Origin of the sequence: Nitrospirillum goiasense, assembly GCF_034427435.1 — a bacterium.
GTDB lineage: Bacteria > Pseudomonadota > Alphaproteobacteria > Azospirillales > Azospirillaceae > Nitrospirillum.
The window spans coordinates 1,073,069-1,097,692 of record NZ_JAXQNP010000002.1; the positions used below are offsets into that span (position 1 = coordinate 1,073,069).

Below are 24,624 nucleotides of genomic sequence, written 5' to 3' on the forward strand. Positions count from 1 at the left end.
TGCCGCCACCCCTGTCGGGATGGTGGCGCCAAGGCGCGCGGTCCGCTAGCTTGGAACCAATTCCACCATTGCCGATCCGTGGTTTAGCCGCCCATGCGCACCGTCCCCGAATTCCCCAACCTGTTCGTCGCCGATCACCCGCTGATCCAGCACAAGCTGTCGCACATGCGGGACAAGCGGCGCTCGACCATGGGCTTCCGCCAACTGCTGCGGGAGATCGCGCTGCTGATGGGGTATGAGCTGACGCGCGACCTGCCGTTGACCACGGAACGGATCGAGACGCCGCTGGTGGAGATGGACGCCCCGGTGATCGAGGGCAAGAAAGTCGCCGTCGTTCCCATCCTGCGGGCGGGCCTGGTGATGGCCGAGGGCCTGCTGGAACTGATGCCCGGCGCGCGCGAGGGCCATATCGGCCTCTACCGCGACCACGACACCAAGCAGCCGGTGGAATATCTGGTGAAGCTGCCGGCCGCGCAGGGCCGCACCTTCATCCTGGTCGATCCCATGCTGGCCACCGGCAATTCCGCCGTGCACGCGGTGGACGTGCTGAACCGCCACGGCGTGGCCGACGACCAGGTCCGCTTCATGGCCCTGGTGTCGGCGCCGGAGGGCGTGCGCGTCTTCCACGATGCCCACCCGGACGTGAAGGTCTACACCGCCGCCCTGGACAGCCACCTGACCGATGACGCCTACATCGTCCCCGGCCTGGGGGACGCTGGCGACCGGCTGTTCGGGACGAAATAGCATCGGGTGAACCGGGGCTGGCGCCCCGGCTCCCCTCATCTTTCAGGATCGGCCTCTGGCGTCAGGCCTCACGGATCATCACCATGCCCAGGGCGGTGGGGATGTAGACCGTGCCATCGGGCGCGATGGACAGGGCGGAATAGTGGTTGTCGAACAGGATGCCACTGCCGACCTTGGCGCTCCAGGCGATGCTTCCCGTTTCCGCCTCGACCGCCGTCAGGAACCAGTCGTGGCGCCCGTCCTCGATCTTGAGGCTGTAGGTGTAGAGCAGGCCGGTGGCCAGGGACAGTTTGGACACCACGGACGGCACCGTGACGTGCTCGTTCTCCCAGGCCACCGTGCCGGGACAGGGACGGTTGTCATAGCGCACGCGGGCCATGCCGGGCACCACGGGCCGGGTCGACACGCCGTTGCTGTAGCCGTAGTTGTTTTCCACGAAGAAGCTGCCGGTGCAGCCGATCAGGGAATTCTCCGTGTCACTGTGCCCCTTGGGGAAGACGGGGACCTGGGCCACCACCCGGTTGCCCGGCACATCCTTTTCCCGCCGGTAGACGACGACGTGCATCTGGGGATAGGCGTTGTCGGCGATGCCGCAATAGCTTTCCCCGGGGGCCGTCCCCACCAGGGTCGGCGTCGTGCCCGTGCCCCAGCTTTGCTGGCCGGTTTTCTGCCCCAGCCCGCGATCATAACTGTAGCACCAGGTCACTTGCGGACGGGTGCCGGTGGCCGGCACGTCGAAGCGGTAGAGCGCGTAATCGCTGGCGATGAACACGCCGCCCGTCTCGTCGACGGCGAAGGAATTGCCGATGGTCTGCGGCGCGTCCAGCGTCAGGGTCCAGCAGGCGCCGGAGTCGGGATCGATATAGCCGACGACGCCGCTGTCGGTGATCCACCACAGCCGGCCGCTCCAGTCCGGCAGGGCCGACAGGATGCTGGCGTTGGTATCGCCGATGCTGCCGGTCAGGTCATGGACGCGAACGACGCGGAAGCCCTCGCTGCCCTCCGGCACGGCGACCACCCAGATTTGCTGGTTGGCGGTGGGCAGGACGGCCTGGTTGCGCTCGTTCAGATAGATGTAGCCCCCACCGCCGAAGCCGGTGCTGCCCCCCTTGCCCGAGGGCAGGTCCATGGCGGCCAGGACATCCAGCGTGCCGGGATCCAGCAACAGCAGGCGCCGGCTGTCCGGCCCGATGCAAACGGTGACCAGGCGCCCCTTGGGATCATAGGTGATGGAGGCGCCTTCGCCGCCCAGGGACTGGTAGCTCACCACCAGCGTGCCGCCCAAGGGGCCGGCCCAGCCGTAGGTGTCGGACATGAAGGCGTCGTTGTGCATGTTGTTGCGGCCGTTGGGGGCCATGTAGGGATTTTGCGGCGGCGGTTCCGCCGCGATGGGCCGGGGTTCCACGCGCGGGACGACGACGGTGCTGACCTCGATGGACATGGGGCTGCTCCTGGCGGCTGGCGGGCGATCACATCCCGCAGTGGATCGAAATTAATGACGTGTTTACGTCAATAAGTTGTATGTTGTGCCAGGACGCTATTTTTTTATCTGTCTATTGTCCAGGGATGTGAGGGGATATACAACCTTAAGGATAATATCCCGCCTGAACCATCACGCGCCTTAAGGGAGGCTGTTCCATGTCAGACCCCTGTCCCGAGTCCGCCGCCTTCATCCCCGGGCCGAGTGATGGCCCCTGGTATCGGACCATGATGCCGTTCGAGCATTTCGACTCGATCCGCAGCCAGCAATTCCCCCACAGCTGCGATGTGGCCCAGTTGACGGGCACGGCCCGCGCCAAGGTGGCGGTCCGCCTTGCCCCCGGCACCTATCCCAACCCCTACAACATCGTCACCCGGGAGCGGGGGAGCTGTTCATCTATGGGGGGTATGTCGGCGATGAGACCGGGTCCTATGTGGCCCGGCTGGATGCGGACACGCTGGAGGAGCGCTGGCGCATCCACTTCAAGGTGCCCTTTGAGCACGACTTCGACTGGCCCGGGGTGCTGGGCGTCCACGGCAACGGCTTCCTGTATGTCGTCACGGGCGCCAAGCTGGCCAAGATCGACCCCGCGACCGGGGCCCATCGCACCATAGACCTGCCCGAGCACCCCGGCGGCTTCGGGGCCGCCTATAACGGCTTCGTCATTTCCCGCAGCGGCGACATCATCGCCAAGTCCCTGGAACGGGGCCGCCCGCTGGTGAATTCCTTGCCGGGGCTCTATGCCGTGAAGGAGAGCGGCATCCCCGCCTTCCTGGTCTCGGTGGATGCCGACACGCTGGAGATCAAGGCCGTCGTCGAGACGCCGGAACCCGTCCTGGGCCGGGTCATGGTGGATGGGCAGGCGCCCGACGAATTCGTCTACCTGCCGGGACTGACGCACGTGTGGCGCTATCGGCTGGGACCGGACAGCCTGACCCTCGATCCCAGCTGGAACCCGCAATATGTTTTCCGGGGGAACAGCCGGGCCCGGCCTGCGGCATGCTGAATGGCTGGGTGGTGGTGCAGACGAATTTCCTGGAGGCGAAGAAGCCCCTGCGCATTTCCGCCTTCCACAGCGGGAACGCCGCCCTCAGCCACCATCACGTGCCGTTTCCCCACGGCGCGCCCAGCGAGGAATACTCAAAGCCGGCCCTGGATGCGGCCCATAACCGCGTCTACACCAGCGATGAAAAGGTCGGGCTGGTGACGGCGCTGGATTTCAAGGCGGATGTGGGCTTCGTCCCGGTCTGGCAGCAGCCGCAGACCATGGACTCGTTTTGGGCGGTGGTGGGGCCGCGACACCGCCGCAACATCATTGGCACCGACTATCTGGACGGCCAGGACTATGTGGTGTGGCGGGACGCCAACACCGGCCTGGAACTGGCCCGCTCCGGTCCGCTGGATGCCCGGCTCAACGGCAATATCGTGGCCATCGGCTTCAATGGCCGCTTCTATTACCTGGGCGTGCATGACGGCACGGTGAATGAGCTGACCCTGAAGCCGGCCTGAGGCCGGCGACCCGGTCGGCGTCAGGCCGGTGAGAGTGGCCCTGCCGGGTCACTCCGCCGGCGGGATCACCAGGATCTTGTCGATGCGGCGGCCGTCCATGTCCACCACCTCGAAGCGATAGCCCGCGTGGGCGACGCCCTCGCCCACGCGGGGCAGGTGGCCCAGCTTGAACAGCAGGAAGCCGGCCAGCGTCAGATAGTCGCCGCCGTCGCGCAGGCCCGGCAGGTCCAGGACGTGGGCCGCCTCCTCGATGTCCATGCGGCCGTCGATCAGCATGGAGCCGTCCTCGCGCCGCACGAACTCATCCTCGTCCGCGTCGTGGGCTTCCGGCAAGTCGCCGGCGATGGATTCCAGGATGTCGGTCAGGGTGACGATGCCCTCGGCGCTGCCATACTCGTCCACCACCAGGGCCATCTGCTGGCCGGAGGAGCGGAACAGTTCCAGCAGGCGCATGACCTGGGTGCCGTCATGGACGATCAGCGCGGGGTTGGCCAGCTTGGCCAGGTCCGGCGTCTCACCCGCCAGCACGGCGTCCAGCACCGCCTTGGCGTGCAGCACGCCCACCACCTCGTCCAGGCTGCCGCGGCAGATGGGGAAGCGGCTGTGATGGCTCTCCTGGATTTCCTTGGTCAGCTGCGCCACGTCGTCGTCCAGGTCCAGCCACATGACGTCCAGGCGCGGGGTCATGATGGCGCGCGCCGGCCGGTCGGACAGGCCCAGCACGCTTTCGATCATGCGCCGCTCCTCCGGCTCGAACACGCCGGCGGCCGTGCCCTCGGCGATCAGGCTCTTCACCTCTTCCTCGGTGACGGCGTTCTCCGGCTTGCCGGCGGCGCCAAACAGTTTCAGCACCAGTTCGGTGGTGGCGCCCAGGAACCAGGCCACGGGGGAGGCGATGCGCGACAGCCCCTGCAGGAAGGGGGCGGTCAGCACGGCGATCCGTTCCGTGGCGAACAGGGCCAGGCGCTTGGGCACCAGTTCGCCCACGATCAGCGACAGCAGGGTGATGCACACCACCACCAGGGCGACGGCGATGCTGTCGGCATGGGGGGCCAGCGCCGGCACCGCCGCCAGGCTTTCCGCCAGGGGGCCGGACAGCGTGGCGCTGCCGAAGGCGCCCTCCACGATGGCGATCATGGTGATGCCGATCTGCACCGTGGACAGGAAGTGCGACGGGCTTTCCTGCAGGGCCAGCGCCGTGCGGGCGCCACGCTGGCCTTTCTCCGCCATGGCCGTCAGCCGGCTGCGCCGGGCGGACAGGACGGCCAGTTCGGACATGGCGAAAAAGCCGTTCAACAGAATCAGCAGAACCAGGATGGCGATTTGCAGGTAAAGCATCAGGGCGGCGTCGGGGCCTGTCGGGAGGGGATACACGCGGCACGATAGCATGGACGGACAGTCTGTCGCGTCCCCGCCATCACAGGGCAGCCAAGTTTTACGGCTTATGCCTCCAAAGCGGGGGGGCGACCATCCCCGTGTCATGACGTTTTGGCGACCGATGGTGCCGTCCTGCGCAGCGCCCTTGATTCCCATCCGGACTCGTATTATCTCCGCTAGCACTCACCGGGGTTGAGTGCTAACAGCAGGCTCAGCCCCACAGCTTTTGCCTTTTAAGGGAGAGATCCTATGAAGTTCCGTCCGCTGCACGACCGCGTGGTGGTGCGCCGCGTCGAAAGTGAGCAGAAGACCGCCGGCGGCATCATCATCCCCGACACCGTCAAGGAAAAGCCCCAGGAGGGCGAGGTCGTCGCCGTGGGCCCCGGCGCCCGTGACGAGCAGGGCAAGCTGATCGCCCTGGACGTGAAGGCTGGTGATCGCGTGCTGTTCGGCAAGTGGTCCGGCACCGAGGTCAAGATCGATGGGGCCGAATACCTCATCATGAAGGAATCCGACATCCTGGGCATCGTCGCCTGATTGGATGACCGGGCTGGCTGACCCTGCCGGGTCGCCGCCCTCTCGTGTTCCCCTCAAAGCCATCGCGGGCCTCATGAGGCCCCGGAAATTCAAGGAAGAGAGATTATGGCTGCCAAGGAAGTGAAGTTTGGCGTCGACGCCCGCAACCGCATGCTGCGCGGTGTGGACATCCTGGCCGACGCCGTGAAGGTGACCCTGGGCCCGAAGGGCCGCAACGTCGTCATCGAGAAGAGCTTCGGCGCGCCGCGCATCACCAAGGACGGCGTCAGCGTCGCCAAGGAGATCGAGCTGTCGGACAAGTTCGAGAACATGGGCGCCCAGATGGTGCGCGAAGTGGCCTCGAAGACCAACGACATCGCCGGTGACGGCACCACCACCGCCACCGTGCTGGCCCAGGCCATCGTGCGCGAAGGCGCCAAGGCCGTGGCCGCCGGCCTGAACCCGATGGACGTGAAGCGCGGCATCGACCTGGCCGTCACCGCCGTCATCAACGACATCAAGGGCCGTTCCAAGAAGATCTCGACCAACGCCGAGATCGCCCAGGTCGGCACCATCTCCGCCAACGGCGAGGCCGAGATCGGCGAGATGATCGCCCGCGCCATGGAAAAGGTGGGCAACGAGGGCGTCATCACGGTGGAAGAGGCCAAGAGCTTCGACACCGAGCTGGAAGTCGTCGAGGGCATGCAGTTCGACCGCGGCTACCTGTCGCCGTACTTCGTGACCAACGCCGACAAGATGACGGCTGAGCTGGAAAGCCCGTACATCCTGCTGCACGAGAAGAAGCTGGGCAGCCTGCAGCCCCTGCTGCCGGTGCTGGAAGCCGTCGTGCAGTCCGGCCGTCCGCTGCTGATCGTGTCGGAAGACGTGGAAGGCGAGGCGCTGGCCACCCTGGTGGTGAACAAGCTGCGCGGCGGCCTGAAGATCGCCGCCGTGAAGGCCCCGGGCTTCGGCGACCGCCGCAAGGCGATGCTGGAAGACATGGCCATCCTGACCGGCGGCCAGGTCATCTCCGAAGACCTGGGCATCAAGCTTGAGAACGTGTCGCTGGACATGCTGGGCACCGCCAAGAAGGTGGTGATCACGAAGGACGCGACCACCATCGTGGACGGCGTCGGCGCCAAGGCCGACATCGAGGCCCGCATCGGCCAGATCAAGGCGCAGATCGAGGAGACCACCTCGGACTACGACCGTGAGAAGCTGCAGGAGCGTCTGGCGAAGCTGGCGGGCGGCGTTGCCGTCATCCGCGTCGGTGGCGCCACCGAGGTCGAGGTGAAGGAGCGCAAGGACCGCGTTGACGACGCCATGCACGCCACCCGCGCCGCGGTGGAAGAGGGCGTGGTGGCCGGTGGCGGCACCGCCCTGCTGTACGCGACCAAGGCCCTGGACGGCCTGAAGCCGGCCAACGACGACCAGCGCGTGGGCGTGGACATCATCCGCAAGGCCCTGCAGGCCCCCGTGCGCCAGATCGCCTTCAACGCCGGCACCGACGGTTCCATCGTCGTCGGCAAGCTGCTGGACCAGTCCAGCGCCGACTTCGGCTACAACGCCCAGACCGGTGAGTTCGGTGACATGTTCGCCTTCGGCGTCATCGACCCGACGAAGGTGGTCCGCACCGCCCTGCAGGACGCGGCCTCCGTGTCCGGCCTGCTGATCACCACCGAGGCGATGGTCGCCGAGAAGCCCGAGAAGAAGGCCGCTCCGGCCGGCGCCCCGGGCATGGGTGACATGGACTTCTAATTCGTCCCCAAGACGAATCGGAAAGAGGGGGCCGGCTTCCGAAAGGGGGCTGGCCCTTTTTCTATCCGCGCGGCCTTGGTTCATGGAATTCGGCGCATAAGAAAAGAGCGCGTGCGGGGCATCCCACACGCGCTCTGATCTTCAATGAAGTCCCAGCCGGATCAACTCAGCGGCGGGCCGCGCTCAATGCACGCGCTGGGGTTCCATGTCGTGCTGGCGGACGGAGGCCAGCGCCACATCGGGGGACGCGGCCATGGCTAGCGGCGTGCCATCGGCGGCGTGAATGGCATAGCCCAGGATGCCCTGGGTCACCACCGGCTTCACATAGGCCAGGACATTGACGCCGAAGGCGGCGAAATCCTGGGCGGACAGATGGCGCAGGGCGTCGGCGCTCAGCGTCTGGAATTCGGTGTCGAAGCTGTCGGTCATGATGATCACTCGCTTTTCGCAACGTGAAGAAAGACAGGCTCTTTCAAGCCCTGTCAGGATAAGGGCGGAAAATGGCCCAATGACGGATCAACCGGGGTTTTTATCGGGCGACACGTCGATGGTCTGCGGCTGGGCCGCGCCGTCGGTGGCGCCGCTGATCTTGATGGTGCGGACCTTGGGTTCCGGAATGGGCCGGCGCAGGTCGATATGCAGCAGGCCATTGTCCAGGCTGGCGCCCAGAACCTCGATGCCATCGGCCAGGACGAAGCTGCGCTGGAACTGCCGGGCGGCGATGCCACGGTGCAGGTAGATGCGCGATTTGTCGTCCTGCTGGCGGCCACGGATGATGAGCTGGTTGTCTTCCGTCTGCACCTGCAGGTCATCGAAGGTGAAACCGGCCACGGCCAACGAGATGCGCAGGCCGTCCTCGCCAATCTGTTCGATGTTGTAGGGCGGGTATCCCTCGGCGGCGGATTTGGAAATCCGGTCCAGCGTGCGTTCGAACTGGTCGAAGCCCAACAGGAAGGGGCTGTTCAGGAATGAGACACGGGTATTCATGGTGGCGGCAACCTCCTCCAACGAGCGAGTATGCGGGGGCGGCCTTGGCGGGGCCCACCAGAGCCCGGCGCCTTCGGCCCGCCGCTCGGCGGCCCGGAACGGCACCGCCTGAGTGATACATGGGTACCGCCTCCCAGGGTTCAAGACAAGCGTCCACGCATGGCCCGCCGCTGGCACGGGCAGGGCGCATCCGGCATGCTTCCCCCTCCTGGTTCCCCTCCTTGTGATGCTCGTCATCGCGACCGGCGCATGCCTTTCGGCCAGGGCCGGGGCCGGCAGGCAGATACCCCCAGAAACTGTGGATAAGTCTGTGAGCGGGTGGTGCCGGGGCCAGGAGTCCTGGGCCTTCGCACCCTTTGCCCAGAAAATAGGCAATAAAATCAACCCATTGAAAATAAATGCTTTTCAAGAAAATGCGCCTGCTCCACCTGGGGTATTTCCTTGTCGTCGGCGGCCTCTGACGTTGCCGATTCGGCCTTGACAGGCTTGTGGACCACCCGTGCCGTCGCGCGGCCAGGGCGGATGGGACGATCCTTGGGGTTAGGCCCCCCGTCGGGGCCCCGAGTCGTGTCGCCACCGCCCCCTCCCTGACCTTGGTCGGGGGATATTCCGGGTGTGGCGCTTGATCGGCCGGCGGGCTCATGACACAAGCATTGCCATCTACAATTTCGGCTTACTGCCTTTTTCGAGGTGACCCATGCGTCGTCTGTTCGTGGCCCTTGTCCTCGGTCTGCTGGTGATGGCGCCCTCCGGTATGGGCGTGCGGTCCGCCTGGGCCCAGTCCGGCGGCTTCGGCTTCGCCGATGAGACGCCCATCACCCTGAACGTGGCCGAGATCGAGGTGGTGAACGACTATGTGTCGCCCATGAAGCCGCCCAACATCGAATACCAGCTGCAACTGACGCCGGCCGAGGTGGTGCGCCTTTGGGTCCAGGACCGGCTGAAGGCCGCCGGCTCCAGCGGCAAGGCCCGCGTGATCATCAAGAACGCCAGCATCGTCGAGGTGAACCTGCCCCGCACCACGGGCATCAAGGGCTGGTTCACCACCGACCAGTCGCAGCGCTATGACGGGCGCCTCGAGGTGGAAATCCAGGTGGACCTGCCCGCCAAGGGCTATGCCGGCAGCACGTCGGTGGCGGTCAGTTCCAGCCAGTCGGTGTCCGAGGACGTGACCCTGAACCAGCGGGAAAAGACCTGGTCGCAGCTGGTGCGCGACATGGCGCGCGACATGGACGCCCAGCTGGCCAAGGGCATCCGCGACAACCTGTTCGCGGCGATGATTCTCTGAGTTCCTCAGGCGCCGGCAGGGCCGTCCGGCCCTTTGGCTATCCTCGCGTTTCAGTCCGCTTCGCTTCCCAAAACGCTCCGGCGGCCGCAGTCGCGGCCTAGGAAAAGGGTGATGGGACTGGCGATGGCGCAAAGGAAAAGGCCGGTGGCGCTGGGGGCGCCGCCGGCCTTTTTCATTGGTGTTGGGGCTCGGGCCTCAGAACATGCTCCCGGCCTGGCCCGGGGTGCCGATCATGGCCAGGAATTCGCGGCGGGTGCTGGGGTCGTTGCGGAAGGCGCCCAGCATGCGGCTGGTGACCATGGAGACGCCGGGCTTGTGGACGCCACGGGTGGTCATGCACTGGTGCGACGCCTCGATCACCACGGCCACGCCCAGGGGCTGCAGCACCTCATCGATGGTGTTGGCGATCTGGGAGGTCATCTTCTCCTGGATCTGCAGGCGCTTGGCATAGACCTCGACCACCCGCGCCAGCTTCGAGATGCCGACCACGCGCGACCGGGGCAGGTAGGCCACGTGGGCCACGCCGATGATGGGCACCATGTGGTGCTCGCAATAGCTCTCGAAGCGGATGTCGCGCAGCACGACCATCTCGTCGTAGCCGTCCGTCTCCTCGAAGGTGCGGGCCAGCAGCTCCATGGGATCGGAGGCATAGCCGGCGAAGAACTCCTCATAGCTGCGGACCACGCGGTCCGGCGTGCCCAGCAGCCCCTCGCGGGTGGGGTCGTCGCCCGCCCAGCGCAGCAGGGTGCGCACCGCCTCTTCCGCTTCCTCGCGGCTGGGGCGGCCCTGGGTGGTGGGGACGGAGCGGCGCCCATGGACCGGCCCGGACACGACGGTGTCGGCGAGGGTTTTCTTGGCGTGGGACACGGTATTTCTCCCTTGGGCGGGCTGGCGTGGATGGCGAGGGGGCCGGACGAAAGGGCCGGTTCCCCGATGCAGGCAGTCATAAAGGGCACCGGCCGGGCCGTCTGTGACAGCCACCGGACTCGGTATCCGCCCTTATCTACGTGCGGAGGGGCGTGTCAGTTCAGCGCCCCGCGTTCATGGGGGCTATCCAATGAAAAGGCGGGGATGCGCACGTCGAAGCGCGTCCCGTCCGTCCGCTCCATTTGATAGCTGCCCACCATGATGCCCGACGGCGTGCCCAGCGGCGTGCCGCTGGTGTACTCGAAGGACTGGCCGGGGCTCAGCACCGGCTGCTCCCCCACCACGCCGGCGCCGCGGACTTCCTGCACCCGGCCGCGGGCGTCGGTGATGTGCCAGTACCGCGTGCGCAGGCGCACCGTCTCGGCCCCGGTGTTCTCGATTCGCACGGTGTAGGCCCAGACATAATGCTCCTCGCGGGGCGAGGACTGGTCCTCCAGGAATTCGGGGCGCACGCTGACCCGGATGGCATGGGTGGTTTCACTGTACATCGGTATGTCTTTCAGGGCGTCTTCCCAGGGCCTTTCCCATGTCGCCGGCCCGCGCCCGATGATGCCGGCGCCGGCCCGATCCGCGACAAATCTCCTGTTCCATCCTTCTTAGGCCTGTTCGCGGCCAATCTCCAGACCCTTGGGGCACCGATGCCGCCCCGGCCGTCACGGGTGTACCACCGGCGCCCCCTGGCGTGCGCCGGGGCCGGGGGCGGCCAGCATTGCGGCGGACGGGATGCCGATCCCAGCGCAGCGATGGCCTGGGTACAAAAACACGCTTGCGCCCGGGGGGCTTGGCCTCATATAGGCCCTCAGGTGCAACTACCGACGGCGCGTTATATGTACGCCAGCCTCCTCCTTCGACGACGACCCTGCGGTCGCCTGCTGTGCGGGCGACAGGGTCGTATCACGGCCGGACGCTGACGCGTCGCCCCTCTCTGGCGACGCCCCTCGGTTCCGGTCTCTAGGCGCCTACCGCGCCATCGTTTTAGAGAACCGGGACACCCCAATCGTATGATCCTGACGACTGAGCTGCCGGCGCACGCCGGCGCCATCGAACGCCTGCTCGACACCGCCTTCGGACCGAAGCGCAAAGCCAAGACCGTTTACCGCCTGCGCCGGGGCGTGGCCCCCGTGGCGGAGCTGTGCATGGTCGCCCTGGATGAGACCGCGCCGGGCTACTCCGCCGCCCAGCCGCGCCTGGTGGCCTCCATACGCTACTGGCCGGTCATGGCCGCCGACGGCACGATGACCCTGATGCTGGGCCCCATCGCCGTGGCCGAGGATTACCGCTCCGCCGGCCTGGGTGGCCAGCTGATCCGCGCCAGCCTGGCTCGGGCCCAGGCCTTGGGTTATCCCAGCGTGCTGCTGGTGGGCGACGCGCCCTACTACAACCGCTTCGGCTTCACCCGTCAGCCGGTGCTGGGCCTGAAGCTGCCGGGCCCGGTGGAACTGGACCGCTTCCTGGGCCTGGAGTTCGTCCCCGGTTCGCTCAGCGACGCCCACGGCATGCTGGGCCGCGCCCCGACCCGCACTGCGGCCGCCGCCGCGCCGGCCCAAACCGCCACGGCCGAAACGCCCGGTGCCGAAGCCGGCGTCGCCAAGCTGGCCCGCCCGCGCCGGAGGGCGGTTCGCTGACCCGTCCGGCCCCCCGGCCAATTGCAACGGCCGGGACCCGTGAGTGTGTTAGCGTATGAATTCAGCGTGCTGAGCGTCGTTTAAGCCCCCAAGGCTTACTCCCGCTTGAACGCCGCCCCGGAAAGCCCTATAAGCTCCTTCCCGGCGCGGGTGTAGCTCAATGGTAGAGCAGAAGCTTCCCAAGCTTACGACGAGGGTTCGATTCCCTTCACCCGCTCCAACGCCTTCCCTAGAAAATCAGTCACTTAGCGCCCCGGCACTATGCCGGGTGGGGCCGCGTTGTGCCTGATTCTGCCCCATGCTAGCTTACATGGGTGCTTACACGGCGGCGGTGTAAGCAGATCGGAAGCCCCTTCCGCGAATTGCGCTAGCGGGTTTTTCGGCCCCGATCACCGCCCATGTAAGCACCCCGTGTAAGCAGGGGTGTCCCGCCATGGCCCGTGTCCGCCTTACCAAGACCCTCGTGGACGAGTTGCAGCCGCCCGAGAAGGGGCAAAGCTTCATCTGGGATAGCGAGGTGCCCGGTTTCGCCGTGCGCGCCACGGCCAGCGGCGCCAAGGCCTGGGTGGTGCAGATGCGGGTGCGCGGCGGGAAAGAGCGGCGCATGGTCATCGGCTTCTGCCACAAGGTGCCGTTGGACAAGGCGCGGCAGGAGGCCCGCAAGGTCATCGCCGCCGCCGACCTGGGCCGCGACCCGGCGCAGGAGCGCAAAGAGGCCCGCGAGGTTAAACCCGACACCAACCCCACGCTGACGGAATTCGCCGAGCGGTGGATGGAGGAGGTGGCCGGCCGCCGCAACCGCGCCGGCACCATCAAGAACCGCCGCCTGCTGCTGAAGAACCACATCCTGCCCCACCTGGGCGACAAGCGCCTGGGCGAGATCGGGCGCCGCGATATCGAGGACATGCACCACCGCGTGTCCCAGAAATTCCCCGTAGCCGCCAACCGCGCCGTCTCCCTGTGCTCCGCGCTGTTCGCTACGGCGGAGCGCTGGGGCCTGCTGGCCGACAACCCCGCCACCAAGGTGGAGCGCAACACGGAGGAGGGACGCGAGCGCTACCTGACCCCGGAGGAGATCGCCCGCCTGCGAATCGCCCTGGATCAGAGCCCCGCCCAGGACTCGGCCGACGTGGTGCGCCTGCTGCTGCTGACCGGCGCCCGGGTGGGCGAGGTGCTGGCCATGCGCTGGGACCAGGTGGATTTGGTGGTGGGGCAGTGGGTGAAACCAGCGGCGACCACCAAGCAGAACAAGACGCACCGGGTTCCGTTGTCCCCGGCGGCCGTGGAGGTGCTGGCCAAGCGCCAAACGGCTTTGAAGAGCCGGAGCTGGCGCGGCGATGCGCCGTCCTGGGTGTTTCCTGGGGATGGCGCCAATGGGCACATGACAACGATTCGCACTTTTTGGGCCGCCGTCTGCCGCCGCGCCAATATTGAAGGGGTCCGGGTGCACGACGTCCGGCACACCTTCGCCAGCTTGCTCGTCTCGTCGGGAGAGAGCCTGCCGGTGGTTGGCGCTTTGCTCGGACACACCCAGGCGAAGACAACCAGCCGATACGCCCATTTGCTGGACGACGCATTGCGCGGGGCGGCGAACCGAGTCGCCGCCCTCACATCGGGGGCGAAGAGGGATGTCTGAGGATGTTGTTCTGCAGGAGATGCTTCTTCACGAGGGTTCAAGTCAGCCTGACTGGAGAAGTAAAAAAGACTACCTGTATATAGAGGGACTGGTTGCCCAGATTGAAAGTGCAGAAATTTCAATTAAGTTAGATAAAAAGCAACTTTATGAAGTCTGTTTACCACACGGAGATTATGTAGCCAGGCATTATAAGAAAACGAGGAAAGATATTATTGAGGCTGGATGGCGAAGGGGAACCCCATATCCGAGCTGGGTCCCCGCACATTATATTTGGAAGGATTGCCATATGGCGTTGGCGTGGGAGTACGTGAGAAGGTCGCCAATGTACAGAAGATATTATAAAATGTTAATTGAAAATTTGGAATATTTTCTCCCAAGTGCTATTGATATTCTTCGGATAATTGAGGGTGTAGATGATGGCTTGCTCAAAGATATTAATAATGTCATAAGACTATTTGATGGAAATTTAGCGTATTTTGCGTGGAGAAGCTACGTTGATTGTAGAATCAATGAAAGAATTACTCATGACATTAGAAATAATGCAAATATCTCGCATCTTCAGACGTTACGCAGAGACGTTGAGCGTCGAATCAGAGATATTTCGACAATAGATTATGAATCATCAGTCGCAAATCCATCGAATATCGTCCCTCCCATTTTCCTTAGCCCGGCAAATACTCCAAGGATTGTTGGTGTTAAGTCATCGTTCTCAGGCACATTGGAGTACACGGAAGGGGAGTTTTTTGATAGGTGGGCACCTGGCGTTCTCGTTGCGATTCGTACAGATCAAGATATAGACCAGCAGTTTATTTTGCTGCGCCATGCTCTTGAAGAAAGAAAAATAATATATGGTAATGTCGGGGAAAATGCTCAATTTTACGAAATAAGGCCTCAGCGCAGAAAATATATTGAGCATATTCGTGTTCTTGATGCCATCGCGGATGGCCAAAATATATCAAAGTATACAGCTGAAATGCTGTATCCTCGTAGAAATATCTCATTGAAGAATTTGGAGAAGGTGGCTAATTCCGCAAAGATTTTACGCGATGATTATTATTTTAGATTGGCAACTATTAAATTCAAATAGCTGCTGATGGCTTCGTGGCGTTCGAGGAACGAGCCCACCTCGGCCTCCTCAGATTTCTCCGGGAAAAGTAGTAGGACGACAACGACGCATCCATGATCATAATGGGAAGCCTGTCGGAACACACAGGCAACTCCCATGACCTATCGGAAGAAATCGCCACTTCGTCCTAACCCCAGTGCCGAGGTGCTTTTCACGTCGAGCGAAACCGCGCAGCTTCTGGGAATCTCCCCGCAAACGTTGGCGCACTGGCGAGTGCGGGGGACAAGCCCGAAGTACCTTGTGCTCAACCCTCGTTGCATTCGCTACCGGGCCTCTGATGTCTTGGCTTGGTTAGAGGCGCGCTCCCAGGAGTCGACGGCGGAAAATGGCCAGGGAGACCGGCCTTGAGCCAGGCAATCGCGCTTCCTCCCTCCACTGGCTGGTTTCAGATTCTCCACCAGATTGTGGACAGCGGTGCCCTGGCCCGCATGCATGCTTCAGCGTAAGCGTCAGCGCAGGGTCGCCTTCTCATGGCGTTATTGATGGGCATGCTGGCTGCTCAGCTTGAGCGGTGGGGGCATGGACGCGGTATCGGTGATTAGCAAGGAGGCGCTTCGAAGTGCTCATACGAGCGCTGCGGAGTTGCAGGGCGAGGTTCTGAGCGGGCCGGAGCGGCGGCGGCGTTGGAGCATCGAGGAGAAGCTGCGGGTTCTGGCGCAGAGTGTGGCGCCGGGGTCGTCGCCAAGCCTGACGTGCCGGATGCACGGTATCAGCACTGGCCAACTATCGACTTGGCGCAAGCAATTCCGGTCAGGCGAGTTGACGGGGTTCGTGCCGGTCTCGGTCATTGACGGCGGGGCTTTGCCCGAACCGGCCCTCGTGCCCGAGGTGCCGGAGGGCGCGCCCATGGCCGTAGGCGTGATTGAGGTCGAACTGCCGACCGGTGTGAGGTTGCGGATCACCGGTGATGTCAGCGAGGGCGCCTTGCGCCGGGTTTTGGCGGCGCTGTCGTGATCGGCATTCCCGGCAATGTTCGCCTTTATCTGGCGTGCGGCGCCACGGACATGCGCCGTGGGTTCGACAGCCTGGCCGCCCAGGTGCAGACGATGCTGAAGCTCGATCCCCATGACGGCGCGCTTTACGCCTTCCGGGGCCGTCGCGGTGACCTGATCAAGATTTTATGGTGGGACGGCCAGGGCCTCTGCCTGTTCGCCAAGCGGCTGGAGCGCGGCCGGTTTGTCTGGCCGCAGGCCAAGGAGGGCTCTGTCGCGCTCACCGCCGCCCAGGTTTCCATGCTGCTGGAGGGGATCGATTGGCGGACGCCGGTGCGGACCTGGCGGCCGGAGGCGGCGTGCTGAAGCCCGCGCGGCCCCCACGCGGCAAAGTGACTCGGATGCTGTCCACCACCCTGCCGATGGTGGCGGTTTCGGGTATAATCCGGTCCCATGATCGATGCCGCCGGAGAGATCGCCGAGCTTCGTGCCCGGCTTGCCGAACGCGAGGCTGAACTGGCCGCGGCGCGGGCGGAACTGACCGGCGCGCGCATCCTGATCGAACAGTACAAGGCCCAACTCGCCAAGTTGCGCCGGATGCAGTTCGGCCGCTCGTCGGAGAAGCTGGACCGGCAGATCGCGCAACTGGAACTAATGCTGGAAGACCTGGAGGAAGGCGAAGCGGCCCGGACGGCGCCGTCGCTGGATGCGGGGAGCGCGGCCCCGGAACGGCGCCCACGGGACCAGCGCCATCCGGTGCGTCGGCCTTTGCCAGAGCATCTGGTGCGCGAGGAGGTCATCCACTCGCCCGGTGATGTCTGCCCCGGTTGTGGCGGCACGCATTTCTCCAAGCTGGGCGAGGACGTGACCGAGGTGCTGGAGAAGGTCCCGGCCCGGCTCAAGGTGATCCGCCACATCCGGCCGAAGCTCTCCTGCCGGGCGTGCGAGGCGATCATCCAGGCAGCGGCACCGGACCTGCCGGTGGAGAAGGGGCGCCCCGGGCCCGGCCTGTTGGCCAATGTCGTGGTGTCGAAGTATCTGGACGGGCTGCCGCTCTACCGGCAATCGGCGATCCTGGCGCGCGAGGGCGTCGCGATCGAGCGCGCGACCTTGGCTGATTGGGTCGGCCATGCCGCCTGGTGGGTGGCGCCCCTGGCCGGTCTGATCGGCGCCCATGTGATGGCGGCGCCGATCATCCACACCGACGACACGCCGATCAAGGTGCTGGCCCCCGGCAACGGCCAGACCAGGCTTGGTCGCCTTTGGACCTATCTGGTCGATGAACGGCCCTGGTGCGGCGAGCGTGCGCCAGCGGCGTTCTATCGCTTCAGCCCGGACCGCAAGGGCGAGCGGCCCCGCGACCATCTCGCCGGGTTCAGCGGGGTGATCCAGGCCGACGCCTACACCGGCTATAAGGCCCTGACGCGACCGTCCAGCATCGCACCACCAACCATCGTCCACGCGGCGTGCTGGGCGCATGCGCGGCGGCACCTCTACGACCAGTACGAGAAGACCAAGTCACCGATCGCCGAGGAGGCCTTGCGCCGGATCGGGCGCCTCTATGAGGTCGAGGCCGCGATCACCGGCCTGTCGGCCGACCAGCGCCGGAACGCCCGACGGCAATTGGCCGTTCCCATCCTGGACGACCTCAAGCCATGGCTCGAGGCGCAGCGGCAGCGCCTGTCGGCGAAGAACACACTCGGCAAGGCCATCGGGTATGCACTGACCCGCTGGGACCAGCTCACCCTCTATGCCGCCGACGGCCGCATCGCCATCGACAACAACCCCGCCGAACGCTCCCTGCGCGGCATCGCCCTCACCCGGAAGAACTTCCTGTTCCTGGGCTCCGAGGCGGGCGGCGACAGGGCCGCACTCCTCTACTCCGTCCTGGAGACGGCGAAGCTGAATGGGCTTGATCCCGAAGCCTATCTGGCCGACGTCCTGGACCGCATGGCCAAGGGCCACCCCATCAACCGGCTGGCCGAGCTTCTCCCCTGGAACTGGACGCGCCAGGCTGACAAACTCGCGGCATGACCGCCGACACCCTCGCCATCCTGCGCATCGAACTGCTTCATACCGAGCCCCTGGTCTGGCGGCGTGTCGCCGTGCGCGGCACCACCAGCCTCGCGGCGCTCCACAAGATCATCCAAGCCGCCATGGGCTGGCTCGACTACCATCTCTGGGAGTTCGAGGTGGAAGGGACAACCTACGGCCTGCCCGACCCCGATGGCATGGACTGGGGCCGCACCATCAAGCGCGCCAGCACGGTCAAGCTGCAGAAGCTGCTCGACGCCGACGTCGAGACCGTCGGCTACGTCTACGACATGGGCGACAACTGGGAACACCGGCTCATCATTGAGCGCGTCGAGGCCGCCCAGCCGGACCAGCCATACCCTCAGTTCCTCGGCGGAGAGCGGCGCTGCCCGCCCGAGGATTGCGGCGGTTTGCCCGGCTACTACGAGTTCCTCGAAGACATCGCCGGGCCCGACAAGGGCAGAGGCAGCAAAAAGAAGAAGGAGGCCCTCGACTGGTACGGCGGCCCCTACGACCCGGACAACATCAGCGAAGAGCAGATCCACCTCGCATTCAAACGGATCGCCAGTGCTTCAAGAATGAAGAAAGCCGTCAACCGCTGAATCGATCGTCCACCCGCTGACGCTTACGCTTCAGCCGCAGCGCTTTACATCGCCATCAAGCGGCACGCCGACTACCAGACGGGTGTCGCGGAGGTGAGCAATAACCGCTTGTGCAAGGCCATAGGGGTCAGCAAGCCCACGTTCTACAAAGCGCGGCAAAGCCTGCTGGAGAATGGTTTGATCTCGATTGTCGGGGACCGTTTCCCGTCCCGCTACGTGGTGCATGAGCAGCTTTGCCACTACGCGGCTGATCGCACGCCTGTCGCCCGAACCACTTTCCCTTACATACCATCCTTGCAGTCGAAGGTTCTGGAAGCGCTGAGGGTTCAACCCCTCACCCTGGATCAGATCGGAACCACGGTCACCATCGGCACGGTCAATATCCAAGTCATCAATATCAGCGCTCGGGATCCTGTGGAAAAGAAGGAGCGGCCTTGACTCCGGGGGCAGCGATTTTGACCGAGAGGGGCAGCGGATTTGCCCACCCAGGCAGCGGATTTTCCCCCTATGAAAAAAGATAAGTCGAGACGCGCCCGCTCCCGCGCAGCCCCCTCAAAGCGCGGAGTGGGAGCGGGCGCGGCTCCCCATCCCTTACCCTGCCCCTCGACTGTGGATAACGTCGACCATCGTGAAAAGGTGGAGGATGGCTAACGGATGCGTGACGCCCGTCGCCTGACGGGTTGCCCCGGTGGGCGCACAGGCACCTCCCGTCCCCTCTGCTCCGCGCATCGCCAGGGCGCTGCGCTCCGGGGACGGGGCCCCCCTATGCGCTACCGGGACAACCTTGCGCCCGTCCAAGCGGCATGAACAGGCGGACGCAGCTGATAGGAAACGCTCCCGGCCTAGCTTTGGCCCTCGATATGATCCTTTAGAATTTCAGACGCATCGGCGCCCATGGCGGCGCAGTAACGTACATAGTCGAGCAGGTCCAGCAGCAGCTCCCGCCGTTCGTACTTCGACACGATTGACTGCGTCGTCCCCATCCGGTCGGCAAGCAGCGCCTGCGTGACGCCGCGGCGCTTACGCTCCGTGACCAACGCGGCGATGATCGCCGTGTAGGTGGGATCGAACTTATCCCGATGCGCCAAACCAAACTCCCCCTGGGTCTGGACAGGGGGTACGGCACGCCTGTAAATAGTCATGAAGTGACTATTTCTCCAATCGCGGCGCTGGGTGGCCAGGCACCTCTGGCCATCAATGTTTCGCCGAAATCAGAGGCTGCTATGGGCACCGTCATCGGCATCGTCGTCGTTCTGATTCTTCTACTGCCGGTATTGGCGCCGGGCTGGTTCTCCCATACCAGGGACTATGACCCTGTCGTGAAGAAACAGCGGGCCCAGCCGCAGCGCTATCGCCCGACCGACGACTGCTCTTCGATGTCGCTTTCGATCGGTAATATGCGCCCCCACTGATGGCCTCGGGGGCTCCTCACAAGGCCGTGAAAAGCCAGGGGCGCTTGTTTCACCAGGCCGACCATCGGCACGGCTTTTGATCCGGAAAATTGCTTGGCGGGGGGTGATAAGGACGTCAGGCGCCACTGCCCCGACACCCCGCCGGTCGAAGGTCCCGGGCCTCATGATGCATTGCTGAACGGACGCCGTGGCAAGCGCCAGATTTTGCCACGCAATAGGTCCGGTAACACACCTGCCGCAGCTAAAGCTGCTGCTAGTTCATTGTATTTCAATGGATTGTGTGTAACGCAGACCGCGTTACAGCGTAAGGCAAACGTAACGCACCCACTGTATTCTCCAGTTTTCCTGGAAAAGCGTGATGTAGGGCCGTCCGACCGACGCTCCCTCCTTCACGGCGGCGGCCCGTGCGAGACGCCCCCCTTGTCCCCCCGAACGCGCCCTCTAATGTCGGCGCCCAAAGCTGTGACGAAGGGTGGGGTTGGGGATGAATCAACAGGCGCTGTCGGCTTTCATCTGGTCCGTCGCTGACCTGCTGCGGGGCGACTACAAGCAGTCGGAATACGGCCGCGTTATCCTGCCTTTCACCGTGCTGCGCCGCCTGGATTGCGTGCTGGAGGCGACCAAGCCGGCGGTGCTGGCGGAATTGGCGGCCCGCGAGGCTGACGGGCTGAACCCCGAACCCTTCCTGCTGCGCGCCGCCGGGCAAAGCTTTTACAACGCCTCCGCCCTAGACATGCGCCGCCTGATGGGCGATCAGGACCACATCCGGGAAAACCTGTTCAGCTACGTCGCCGCCTTCTCCCCGGCGGTGCGCGACGTGTTTGAGCGGTTTGAGTTCCACGCCATGGTGGAGCGCCTGGCCAAGGCCGGCCTGCTGTACCAGGTGGTGGAGCGGTTCGTTGCCATCGACCTGCACCCCGATCAGGTGGACAACCACCAGATGGGCCTGGTGTTTGAGGAGCTGATTTGCCGATTTGCCGAACTGTCCAATGAGACGGCCGGTGAGCACTTCACCCCGCGTGAGGTGATCAGCCTGATGGTCAGCCTGCTGTTCATCGAGGATGACGAAGCGCTGTCGGTGCCTGGTGTCGTCCGCACCATCTACGACCCCACCGCCGGCACCGGCGGCATGCTGTCCACCGCCGGGGAATATCTGGCGGAGCATAACCCCCGCGCCCGCCTGACCATGTATGGCCAGGAGCTGAACCCCGAATCCTACGCCATCTGTAAAGCCGACATGCTGATCAAGGGCCAGGAGGTGGCCAACATCGTGTTCGGCAACACCCTGTCCGACGACGGCCACCCTCATAAGACCTTCGATTACATGCTGTCCAACCCGCCCTTCGGCGTGGAGTGGAAGAAGGTGGAGAAGGAGGTCCGCAAGGAACATGAGACCCAGGGCTACAACGGCCGCTTCGGCCCAGGCCTGCCTCGCGTGTCCGACGGCTCCATGCTGTTCCTGCTGCACCTGATTGCCAAGATGCGGCCGGTGGCGGAGGGCGGCAGCCGCTTCGGCATCGTCCTCAACGGCTCCCCCCTCTTCACCGGCGGGGCCGGCAGCGGGGAGAGTGAAATCCGCCGTTACGTGCTGGAGAATGACTTGCTGGAGGCCATCATCGGCCTGCCCACGGACATGTTCTACAACACCGGCATCGCCACCTACGTCTGGATCGTCACCAACCGCAAGCCGGCGCACCGCAAGGGCAAGGTCCAACTGATCGACGCCTCGGCCATGTGGCAGAAGATGCGCAAAAGCCTGGGCTCCAAGCGCAAGGAACTGTCCGACGATCACATTGCCGAGATCACCCGCCTGTTCGGCCAGTTCGTGGAGGCGGAGAAGGACGGCAAGCCCATCAGCCGCATCTTCCCCAACACCGCCTTCGGCTATCGCACCATCACCGTGGAACGACCGGAGCGGAATGAGGATGGCGACATCATCCTGGGCATCCGGGGCAAGCAAAAGGGCAAGCCGCAGCCCGATGCCAAGCTGCGCGATACCGAGAACGTGCCGCTGGATGAGGATGTCGAGGCCTACTTCAAGCGCGAGGTTCTGCCCCACGCCCCTGACGCCTGGATCGACCACGAGAAGACCAAGGTCGGCTACGAAATCCCCTTCAACCGCCACTTCTACGTCTTCCAGCCGCCGCGCTCCCTGGAGGAAATCGACAAGGACCTGCGGGAGGTGGTGGGCCGTATCCAGGTCATGCTGACCGAGGTGATGGGATGACCGGCGCCTTCATCCTCTACAATACCGAGGACGGACAGGCCCAGGTTCGACTTCAGGTGCTCGACGGCACCGTCTGGCTTAGCCAGCTAGAAATGGCGGCGCTGTTTCTGACGACAAAACAGAATGTTAGCGTCCATGTCCGCAATATTTTGGCGGAGGGCGAACTAACGGCGGATCGAACTGTCAAAGAAAATTTGACGGTTCAAACCGAGGGTGGACGCCAGGTGCGCCGCACCGTCACCCTCTATGGCCTGGACATGATCCTGGCCGTGGGATTTCGCGTGCGCAGCCCGCGCGGCACGCAGTTCCGCCGCTGGGCCAACAGCGTGCTCAAGGACTATCTGGTCAAGGGCTTCGCCATCGATGACCGCCGGCTGAAGGAGCCGGCCGGGGGCTTCGATTATTTCGATGAGTTGCTGGAGCGCATCCAGGCCATCCGTGCCTCGGAAAAGCGCTTCTACCAAAAGGTCCGCGACCTGTTCGCCACGGCCGCCGACTATGACGGCCATGCGGAGACCGCCCGCCGCTTTTTCCAGACCATTCAGAACAAGATGCTGTGGGCGGTGACCAGCCACACGGCGGCGGAATTGATCGTGGCCCGCGCCAACCCCGACCAGGCCAATATGGGCCTGACCGCCTGGACCGGCGACCGGGTGCGCAAGGCCGACATCGCCACCGCCAAGAACTATCTGACCGATGCCGAGGGGCAGGAGTTGAACCGCCTGGTCTCCGCCTTCCTGGACCTGGCGACCGACCGGGCGCGGCGGCGCCAGCAAACCACCATGGCCGAGTGGGCGCAGTTCGTGGACAACTACCTGAAATTGGCGGACCGCCCGGTCCTGACCCACGCCGGCAGCGTCAGCCATGATCGCATGCTGCACCTGGTGGACCAGCACTATCAGGCCTTCGACGCCGCCCGCCGCGAGGCCGAGCGGCAGCGGGCCGAGCAGGACTATGAGCAAGACGTTGAGGACGAGTTGACCCGCATTGAATCCGGCCTGCGCAGCCAGGCGCCATCACGCCGGGAGGACAAGGTATGAGCCTGCCCCGGTATGCCGAGTATAAGGACAGCGGGATTGAGTGGCTGGGGGAGGTGCCGGCGCATTGGGAGATAAAGCGATTAAAACAAGTTGGAAGACTTGTTGGGGGTGCAGGGTTTCCCCATGAATATCAGGATAAAGAAGGGGAGGATTTTCCCTTTTATAAGGTATCAGACCTGGGAATCTCTCTAGATGGGAGAAATATGGGGATTCCAGGGAACTCCGTCAGTCGCGATATATCCATTATTTTGGGTGCCAAGATTATTCCGAACGGATCCATAATTTATGCCAAGATCGGAGCGGCGCTTTTGCTCAATAGGCGACGCGTCACGGTTATTGATTGCTGTATTGATAACAATATGTCGGCATTTGTTCCGCACTTGGAAAAAATATCATCATCTTGGGCATGGTATTGGCTAAGCATAGTTGATTTTGGGAAATTCGTGAACCCTGGAGCTGTTCCCTCTCTCAGCGAAGGTGACCAGTCCATATTGCCATTTCTGGTCCCAGATATTCAGGAGCAGCATGCCATAACTGCCTTCCTCGACCGCGAAACGGCCAAGATCGACGCCCTGATTGCCGAACAGGAGCGCCTGATTGCCCTGCTGGCGGAAAAGCGTCAGGCCGTCATCTCCCACGCCGTTACTAAGGGCCTCAACCCCGCCGCCCCGATGAAGGACAGCGGTATCGATTGGCTGGGCGAGGTGCCGGCGCACTGGGAAGTGAAGCGCCTAAAGTTCCTTGCCCGTGTACAAAGTGGCGTCGCAAAAGGGCGTGACCTAGGTGACGTGGAAACTGTTGTGGTCCCTTTCTTGCGCGTAGCCAACGTTCAAGATGGATATCTAGATCTAGAAGACGTCGCTGCAATAGAAATTGGCCTGCATGAGGTTGCTCGTTATCTTCTGCAGCCTGGGGATGTTCTTATGAACGAGGGAGGTGATTTTGATAAGCTTGGTCGAGGTCATGTGTGGAACGGCGAAATAGAAAAATGCATACATCAGAATCACGTTTTTGCCGTTAGACCAGAGAAAATCGAGCCGGAATGGCTGAATTTACTCACTAGCTCAGAGAGTGGCCGTTTCTATTTCATGTCTAGATCCAAACAGAGCACAAATTTGGCCTCTATCTCATCCACAAATATTTATGAATTCCCCATGATGTGCCCACCTGTGGTGGAAAGACAGGCCATTGTCAGGCATGTCCAGGTCGAACGTGCCAAACTGGATACCCTTACGGCCGAAGCCCAATCTGCCATCGCCCTGCTAAAGGAGCACCGCGCCGCCCTAATCTCCGCCGCCGTCACGGGCAAGATCGACGTGCGCGGACTGGTGCCGGCGGCAGCCTAATGCCTTTGATCCTTACCCGGGGTTGCGTCTAAGCTAAACAAGACACGTTTCTTTTAGC

Annotated in this window: 26 protein-coding genes and 1 tRNA gene; 20 read left to right on the forward strand and 7 right to left on the reverse strand. The window is 63.8% G+C overall.

Annotated elements, in window-relative coordinates:
• Positions 1-93 precede the first annotated feature (93 nt).
• A complete protein-coding gene (gene upp, locus ULB03_RS07410; RefSeq protein ID WP_145734840.1) occupies positions 94-744 on the forward strand; it encodes a uracil phosphoribosyltransferase in 651 nt (216 codons plus the stop codon).
• A gap of 61 nt (positions 745-805) precedes the next feature.
• Here upp and ULB03_RS07415 read toward each other — a convergent pair whose 3' ends face one another.
• Complete coding sequence (locus ULB03_RS07415) at positions 806-2,185, reverse strand: hypothetical protein (RefSeq protein WP_322482574.1); 1,380 nt, start codon at positions 2,183-2,185, stop codon at positions 806-808.
• A 472-nt stretch (positions 2,186-2,657) separates the two neighbouring features.
• Here ULB03_RS07415 and ULB03_RS07420 point away from each other — a divergent pair, with 472 nt between their 5' ends.
• Together ULB03_RS07420 and ULB03_RS07425 are read left to right on the forward strand one after the other, a co-directional pair.
• Positions 2,658-3,230, forward strand: coding sequence for a hypothetical protein (locus ULB03_RS07420; RefSeq protein WP_322482575.1), 573 nt, complete (start codon positions 2,658-2,660; stop codon positions 3,228-3,230).
• On the forward strand, positions 3,224-3,733 hold the full coding sequence (locus tag ULB03_RS07425) for a hypothetical protein (RefSeq protein ID WP_322482576.1): 510 nt from the start codon (positions 3,224-3,226) through the stop codon (positions 3,731-3,733). The genes ULB03_RS07420 and ULB03_RS07425 overlap by 7 nt, the downstream gene beginning before the upstream one ends.
• 48 nt (positions 3,734-3,781) lie before the next feature.
• Here ULB03_RS07425 and ULB03_RS07430 read toward each other — a convergent pair whose 3' ends face one another.
• Positions 3,782-5,071: a hemolysin family protein gene (locus ULB03_RS07430; protein ID WP_322482577.1), complete on the reverse strand. Its 1,290-nt coding sequence runs from the start codon at positions 5,069-5,071 to the stop codon at positions 3,782-3,784.
• Positions 5,072-5,359: 288 nt separating this feature from the next.
• Here ULB03_RS07430 and groES point away from each other — a divergent pair, with 288 nt between their 5' ends.
• Positions 5,360-5,647, forward strand: coding sequence for a co-chaperone GroES (gene groES, locus ULB03_RS07435; RefSeq protein WP_040848135.1), 288 nt, complete (start codon positions 5,360-5,362; stop codon positions 5,645-5,647).
• A 105-nt stretch (positions 5,648-5,752) separates the two neighbouring features.
• The gene (gene groL / locus ULB03_RS07440) at positions 5,753-7,384 is read left to right on the forward strand and encodes a chaperonin GroEL (protein ID WP_145734844.1); all 1,632 of its coding nucleotides are present in this window, start codon (positions 5,753-5,755) and stop codon (positions 7,382-7,384) included.
• A gap of 183 nt (positions 7,385-7,567) precedes the next feature.
• Here the strand turns inward: groL and ULB03_RS07445 are convergent, their stop codons facing one another.
• Both ULB03_RS07445 and ULB03_RS07450 read right to left on the reverse strand, forming a co-directional pair.
• Positions 7,568-7,813, reverse strand: coding sequence for a DUF1150 family protein (locus ULB03_RS07445; protein ID WP_322482578.1), 246 nt, complete (start codon positions 7,811-7,813; stop codon positions 7,568-7,570).
• Positions 7,814-7,900: 87 nt separating this feature from the next.
• Entirely contained in the window at positions 7,901-8,371 is a 471-nt protein-coding gene (locus ULB03_RS07450) for an Hsp20 family protein (RefSeq protein WP_322482579.1), read from the reverse strand.
• A gap of 697 nt (positions 8,372-9,068) precedes the next feature.
• On the opposite strand from ULB03_RS07450, the gene ULB03_RS07455 reads away from it, so the two are divergent.
• Entirely contained in the window at positions 9,069-9,659 is a 591-nt protein-coding gene (locus tag ULB03_RS07455) for a hypothetical protein (protein WP_322482580.1), read from the forward strand.
• Positions 9,660-9,854: 195 nt separating this feature from the next.
• On the opposite strand, the gene folE is transcribed toward ULB03_RS07455, so the two are convergent.
• Both folE and apaG read right to left on the reverse strand, forming a co-directional pair.
• Positions 9,855-10,490 (reverse strand): GTP cyclohydrolase I FolE, encoded by a 636-nt coding sequence (folE, locus tag ULB03_RS07460; RefSeq protein ID WP_246130621.1) that lies wholly within the window; start codon positions 10,488-10,490, stop codon positions 9,855-9,857.
• A gap of 191 nt (positions 10,491-10,681) precedes the next feature.
• Positions 10,682-11,074: a Co2+/Mg2+ efflux protein ApaG gene (gene apaG, locus ULB03_RS07465; protein ID WP_322482581.1), complete on the reverse strand. Its 393-nt coding sequence runs from the start codon at positions 11,072-11,074 to the stop codon at positions 10,682-10,684.
• A gap of 513 nt (positions 11,075-11,587) precedes the next feature.
• Here apaG and ULB03_RS07470 point away from each other — a divergent pair.
• The 10 genes from ULB03_RS07470 to ULB03_RS07510 all read left to right on the forward strand — a co-directional run bounded on the left by ULB03_RS07470 (position 11,588) and on the right by ULB03_RS07510 (position 18,979).
• Positions 11,588-12,211 (forward strand): GNAT family N-acetyltransferase, encoded by a 624-nt coding sequence (locus tag ULB03_RS07470; RefSeq protein WP_322482582.1) that lies wholly within the window; start codon positions 11,588-11,590, stop codon positions 12,209-12,211.
• A 146-nt stretch (positions 12,212-12,357) separates the two neighbouring features.
• Positions 12,358-12,431: transfer RNA gene (locus tag ULB03_RS07475), tRNA-Gly, on the forward strand.
• A gap of 213 nt (positions 12,432-12,644) precedes the next feature.
• Entirely contained in the window at positions 12,645-13,847 is a 1,203-nt protein-coding gene (locus ULB03_RS07480; protein WP_322482583.1) for a tyrosine-type recombinase/integrase, read from the forward strand.
• On the forward strand, positions 13,840-14,934 hold the full coding sequence (locus tag ULB03_RS07485) for a hypothetical protein (protein WP_322482584.1): 1,095 nt from the start codon (positions 13,840-13,842) through the stop codon (positions 14,932-14,934). Before ULB03_RS07480 ends, ULB03_RS07485 begins: the two co-directional genes overlap by 8 nt.
• 135 nt (positions 14,935-15,069) lie before the next feature.
• Entirely contained in the window at positions 15,070-15,321 is a 252-nt protein-coding gene (locus ULB03_RS27385; RefSeq protein ID WP_416211064.1) for a helix-turn-helix transcriptional regulator, read from the forward strand.
• A gap of 171 nt (positions 15,322-15,492) precedes the next feature.
• Entirely contained in the window at positions 15,493-15,927 is a 435-nt protein-coding gene (tnpA, locus tag ULB03_RS07490) for an IS66-like element accessory protein TnpA (protein WP_322481361.1), read from the forward strand.
• Entirely contained in the window at positions 15,924-16,271 is a 348-nt protein-coding gene (gene tnpB / locus ULB03_RS07495) for an IS66 family insertion sequence element accessory protein TnpB (protein WP_322481360.1), read from the forward strand. Before tnpA ends, tnpB begins: the two co-directional genes overlap by 4 nt.
• A gap of 87 nt (positions 16,272-16,358) precedes the next feature.
• A complete protein-coding gene (gene tnpC, locus ULB03_RS07500; RefSeq protein WP_322481359.1) occupies positions 16,359-17,939 on the forward strand; it encodes an IS66 family transposase in 1,581 nt (526 codons plus the stop codon).
• Positions 17,936-18,541 carry a plasmid pRiA4b ORF-3 family protein gene (locus tag ULB03_RS07505; RefSeq protein WP_322481358.1) on the forward strand — a complete coding sequence of 202 codons (606 nt, stop codon included), beginning with the start codon at positions 17,936-17,938 and terminating at the stop codon, positions 18,539-18,541. The genes tnpC and ULB03_RS07505 overlap by 4 nt, the downstream gene beginning before the upstream one ends.
• Entirely contained in the window at positions 18,542-18,979 is a 438-nt protein-coding gene (locus ULB03_RS07510) for a helix-turn-helix domain-containing protein (RefSeq protein WP_322483797.1), read from the forward strand.
• A 404-nt stretch (positions 18,980-19,383) separates the two neighbouring features.
• Here the strand turns inward: ULB03_RS07510 and ULB03_RS07515 are convergent, their stop codons facing one another.
• Complete coding sequence (locus ULB03_RS07515) at positions 19,384-19,629, reverse strand: helix-turn-helix transcriptional regulator (RefSeq protein ID WP_322482585.1); 246 nt, start codon at positions 19,627-19,629, stop codon at positions 19,384-19,386.
• On the opposite strand from ULB03_RS07515, the gene ULB03_RS07520 reads away from it, so the two are divergent.
• The 4 genes from ULB03_RS07520 to ULB03_RS07535 all read left to right on the forward strand — a co-directional run bounded on the left by ULB03_RS07520 (position 19,621) and on the right by ULB03_RS07535 (position 24,566).
• Positions 19,621-19,953 carry a hypothetical protein gene (locus ULB03_RS07520; RefSeq protein WP_322482586.1) on the forward strand — a complete coding sequence of 111 codons (333 nt, stop codon included), beginning with the start codon at positions 19,621-19,623 and terminating at the stop codon, positions 19,951-19,953. The two genes, ULB03_RS07515 and ULB03_RS07520, sit on opposite strands and share 9 nt — an antisense overlap.
• A gap of 484 nt (positions 19,954-20,437) precedes the next feature.
• Entirely contained in the window at positions 20,438-22,180 is a 1,743-nt protein-coding gene (locus ULB03_RS07525) for a type I restriction-modification system subunit M (RefSeq protein ID WP_322482587.1), read from the forward strand.
• Positions 22,177-23,220, forward strand: a complete 1,044-nt coding sequence (locus tag ULB03_RS07530; RefSeq protein ID WP_322482588.1) for a virulence RhuM family protein — start codon at positions 22,177-22,179, stop codon at positions 23,218-23,220. The genes ULB03_RS07525 and ULB03_RS07530 overlap by 4 nt, the downstream gene beginning before the upstream one ends.
• Positions 23,217-24,566 (forward strand): restriction endonuclease subunit S, encoded by a 1,350-nt coding sequence (locus tag ULB03_RS07535; RefSeq protein WP_322482589.1) that lies wholly within the window; start codon positions 23,217-23,219, stop codon positions 24,564-24,566. The genes ULB03_RS07530 and ULB03_RS07535 overlap by 4 nt, the downstream gene beginning before the upstream one ends.
• Positions 24,567-24,624 lie beyond the last annotated feature (58 nt).